This is a genomic window from Runella sp. R0.1_18 (genome assembly GCF_057652155.1).
In genome coordinates this window covers 1-605 of the sequence record NZ_JBYFCK010000088.1, presented here as the reverse complement: position 1 = coordinate 605, position 605 = coordinate 1, and the positions used below count along the sequence as shown (strand labels likewise).

Genomic DNA, 605 nt, shown 5'->3' with positions numbered 1-605 from the left:
AAAGTCGGACCGATTTCTATGATTCATGCAACTGATGACGTATAAAAATCTTTATATTTTTCCTTTCGATGTACACACGAGAAAACCCGATGAATCAACTTATTACAAATGTTATTTCTGACCAGCATTTCGTTCTTTCCCTGAGCAGTTTTACGAACATAATACTCTTTAATTTCTTTGGAATGCTGAATAGCAGACGCAGCCCCATTGTGGAGTAATGCCTTGAGTTGCTTATTGGCCTTGTTGCTCGTTTTTGAACGTCCCTTATATTTGCCCGATTGATGCTCAAATGGAACAACACCTGCATGACAAGCAAACTTTTTAGCGTCATTAATGTCTTTAAACTCGTTGGTAATAATTAAAATTTCTGTAGCGATAACTGGGCCGATGCCTTTGACAGATTCAATCAATTCAAATAATTCCTTGAGATATGAGTCTCCGTGAATGGTGTTATGGATTTGATTTTCAATCTTTTGAATGTCTTTTTTTAGTGCATCAATGGATTTTTCACAAGCTTTTTTTGCCTCTTTATGATCTTTTTGAGAAAGAAAATCTTTGCTGTCAGTCAAGGGCGATTTCAATATTTTTCGAACCTTGACAAGTCG

At 36.0% G+C, this 605-nt stretch carries 1 protein-coding gene; it reads right to left on the bottom strand.

Going from position 1 to position 605, the window contains the following annotated elements:
* Positions 1-23: 23 nt before the first annotated feature.
* Positions 24-605 (bottom strand): transposase (locus tag AC23P2_RS31170; protein ID WP_487776802.1); only part of this gene is annotated, 582 nt, incomplete at its 5' end.